The organism is Psychrobacter sp. T6-1 (assembly GCF_052258445.1).
The window spans coordinates 1-3,307 of record NZ_JBQQFC010000273.1; the positions used below are offsets into that span (position 1 = coordinate 1).

The window sequence follows — 3,307 nt, forward strand, 5'->3', positions numbered from 1 at the left end:
AGGATGAGTTGCAAAACCCTGATAATATAAAAGATCATAACGAAGAAGATAATGTAATCACCCTATGGCCACCTCATAAATTACCCAGTGAGCTCAAAAAAGCACGTAGCAAACCGCAATGGTCGTCGCTTGGCGGTGGTCAGTCAGAGCTTGCTAAAAGTCTGCGTCTGGATATGGCATGGTCGCTATCATCCAAATTACAGTCAGGAAAACCTTAAAACCAACACAGTTAGATATAACCCCTTTTAAAAACGCTTTTATTAAATGGTAACACTTTGTTATCAATAACATGTTATCAACAACCTAACCAAGGATATTATATGGCACATTATTTTGGATTTGAACCTTCAGAAAAACTCAAACAATTAATCGAAGAGGCAGCACAAGCAGAAGCATCGGATGAGCATGTTGAGTATTACAAATACCGCGATGCTCTCACCCATCAAACTGCTCGTGACTTGATTGACAATCTACTTGTAGGCTTAGTTGAGATTATCCCTAATCCTGAGCGCCAAGCAGCTATGCGCAAGACTGTCGGTACGATAGAAAAAGCTGCCGACACTTTGCTTAATATTTTGCTTAATAAAGAGAACAACGAAGATGTGATGCCAAGCTTTCACTTTTTACGAGATCAAGCGACATTTATAGATAATGAAGGCGTTAGTCGCGTAGGCTACAGATTGTCCGAGAGCGCCGCGCAAACTATCACCGAAGGCTTTGCGTCCGTGACCCCTGAGCAGGTTGATACTGTCAAATTTAAGACGGCACTTGAGACTATGAATGATGAGACGCTCACACATTTTATCACTCATTATGCTGAAACGCTGAAACTGGGCATGTTTAAACGCAAATCTGTCCCTGTAACCAAAGCGGTAATCGACAAGGGCATGAACATGGCGCTGACTAAACTATTACCTGATCTGCCTGATAGCTCTATGAACCGTCTGGCTGAATACTATCGCCCCTTTATCGTAGAAAAGGCTGAGTGATATTAATTTTGATCAATACTTGATGCTATCAGTCACTTGGTGTTGGTCAGATTCACTAAAACTTGCTAAAATAGGCGGCACTTTTATCGAAGGCGCAACTCATGACCCAAATCAGTAATCAAGAAATCGAAAAGACTCTACGCAATTCAGAATGTCTCATTAGTAGTATCGAAGTAGCTGCGGCTTATGAGCGTCTTGCCGCTCAGCTTAATCTTCACTATGCTGGTCTTAATCCAATCGTTATGGTTGTTATGAATGGCGGCCTTATCCCAGCAGGTCAATTGCTTACTCACCTCACCTTCTATCATCGTATGCACTATGTTCATGCGACGCGTTATCGTGATAACCAAGGTACTAATGATTTAGATTGGAAGTTTAAGCCTGACGTTAGTATCGAGGGTGAGCATGTTTTATTGATTGATGATATTTTTGATGAGGGTATTACGCTAAAGGCAATCGTAGAAGAATTAGGCAAGGAAAATCCCGCCTCTATCGATTCGTGCGTATTACTAAACAAACAACATGATCGCAAAGTTGCAAATTTTGAAGTGGATTTTGTTGGTATTGAAGTTGCTGATCGTTATGTTTATGGTTGCGGTATGGATTTTCATGGGTATTTGCGCCATTTGCCAGGTATCTACGCTATTAAAGAAGATAAGCTGTAAATTCAAATTAATTGAAAAAGCATCCTTAAAGGGATGCTTTTTTTTGCGTATCATTTTAGTCTTTTGTAGCTACTCATTTGCCTGACCCATCGCTTTGAACTGTAGACTGAGCCCTGTCTGGCGAATAGTTGGTGTTGCTAGTGCCCGCGTGAATGCTGTCTCAGTGCTGAATATTGAGACCTGTTTTTTGGCACGTGTTACAGCTGTATAAATAAGCTCTTGGCTCAGCAATCTAGCATTACTATCGTCAAAACAGATAGCAACATGCTCAAACTCAGACCCCTGAGACTTATGTATGGTCATAGCGTAACTTGTGGCAACCATATCATCACCGAGCATATTGACTGAAATACCTTGTTTTTTGTTCTCAAAAAATACTTGTAAGCGCCCTTGATCAGTCTGCATACAAATACCAATGTCACCGTTAAACAGCCCTAGCTCATAGTTATTTTGCAAGACCATGATAGGTCTGCCGTGATACCAAGGCGACTTGGATAGAGGTAGTTTTAGCTGCTGACGATGCTGCTCACTCATGTATTGATTAATAGCATGATCACCACAGCGCCCATGATGTCCAGCAGTGAGTACTCTAAACTGATTCAAAGTACTCATTAATTTACTAAAGCTATCAATATGTTCAGATATTGGCATAGATTTAGCTCTTTTTACCTTTGCTAAATTATTATAAGTTTGGCTCACATAGGTTTTATAAAAATTATAGAGACCTTTACAAAGTTCCGTTTTACTTAGGCTATTTGTTATTTGTACTTTTTCAATGCCTACGCTATCAGATTGATTTGCCCGCGGCTGGGTTAAGTGATAAAAACCCAAACTCTCATTCTCATGCATGAGCTGCCATACTGTGTTCATGTTGGACTTTGCATACGTATCTTTATCATTGATTAGCCTCGCTAGTTTACCAATACCAGAGTCCGCGGTGAATCGGCGACTACTCTCTAAGCGCTGACTTACTCGCTGTAATGCTGGTATGCGGCACAAATCTGCCAGCACCGCCCCTGCGTCTACCGCCGCTAGCTGATTGGCATCGCCGAGCAGTATCAATCTAGCACTGGGCTTTACTGCACTGACTAGATAATTGGCCAACTCTACGCCTAGCATCGATGCTTCATCGACGATAATAATATCTTCGCTCAATGGATTGTCTGTATGATAGCGAGGCTGTCCGCCCTGCCCTATACCGAGCAGTCTATGAATGGTCTTGGCCTCTGGCAATTGAATGTTGACTCCAGCGCTTTCAATAGCATCTTGTAGCGACTCTTGCATACGCTGCGCCGCTTTGCCCGTCGGTGCTGCTAAAGCCAAGTTTATACCTGTGTGCGGCTGGTCTACTACTCCATTTTGTGCTTGCTGCAAAGCTATGACCAATTGCGCTACGGTATAGGTCTTGCCAGTACCAGGACCGCCAGTGATAATGCTAAACGCCGATCGGTTAGCCATATAGATGGCTTCTTGCTGCTCAGGGTTAAGTTGTGAGTTTGCTGCAATAGGTAATGCCTGCACCGTTTGATTCTTAATACGCAGAATATGATATGCAAGATCATATTCTGCTTGCCAAGTTCGATGCAACCAGAGGGTAAGCGTTGTACCACTACTCTTTTGAAGACTACTTTCTTCAAAGGTTGTTTCAAAAAT

Annotated in this window: 3 protein-coding genes and 1 pseudogene; 3 read left to right on the forward strand and 1 reads right to left on the reverse strand. The window is 42.2% G+C overall.

All coding sequences use genetic code 11. From position 1 onward, the window contains the following. From ACTXGO_RS11500 to ACTXGO_RS11510, 3 genes and pseudogenes are all read left to right on the forward strand, one after another. Nucleotides 1–218, forward strand: a pseudogene (locus ACTXGO_RS11500) (DUF3482 domain-containing protein); the annotation flags it as partial. A gap of 102 nt (nt 219–320) precedes the next feature. Further along, nucleotides 321–989: a hypothetical protein gene (locus ACTXGO_RS11505; RefSeq protein WP_443543068.1), complete on the forward strand. Its 669-nt coding sequence runs from the start codon at nt 321–323 to the stop codon at nt 987–989. A gap of 101 nt (nt 990–1,090) precedes the next feature. Continuing rightward, the gene (locus ACTXGO_RS11510) at nt 1,091–1,654 is read left to right on the forward strand and encodes a hypoxanthine-guanine phosphoribosyltransferase (RefSeq protein ID WP_317199412.1); all 564 of its coding nucleotides are present in this window, start codon (nt 1,091–1,093) and stop codon (nt 1,652–1,654) included. 69 nt (nt 1,655–1,723) lie between these two features. On the opposite strand, the gene recD is transcribed toward ACTXGO_RS11510, so the two are convergent. After that, the coding region (gene recD / locus ACTXGO_RS11515) for an exodeoxyribonuclease V subunit alpha (RefSeq protein WP_443574590.1) at nt 1,724–3,307 on the reverse strand (1,584 nt) is incomplete at its 5' end.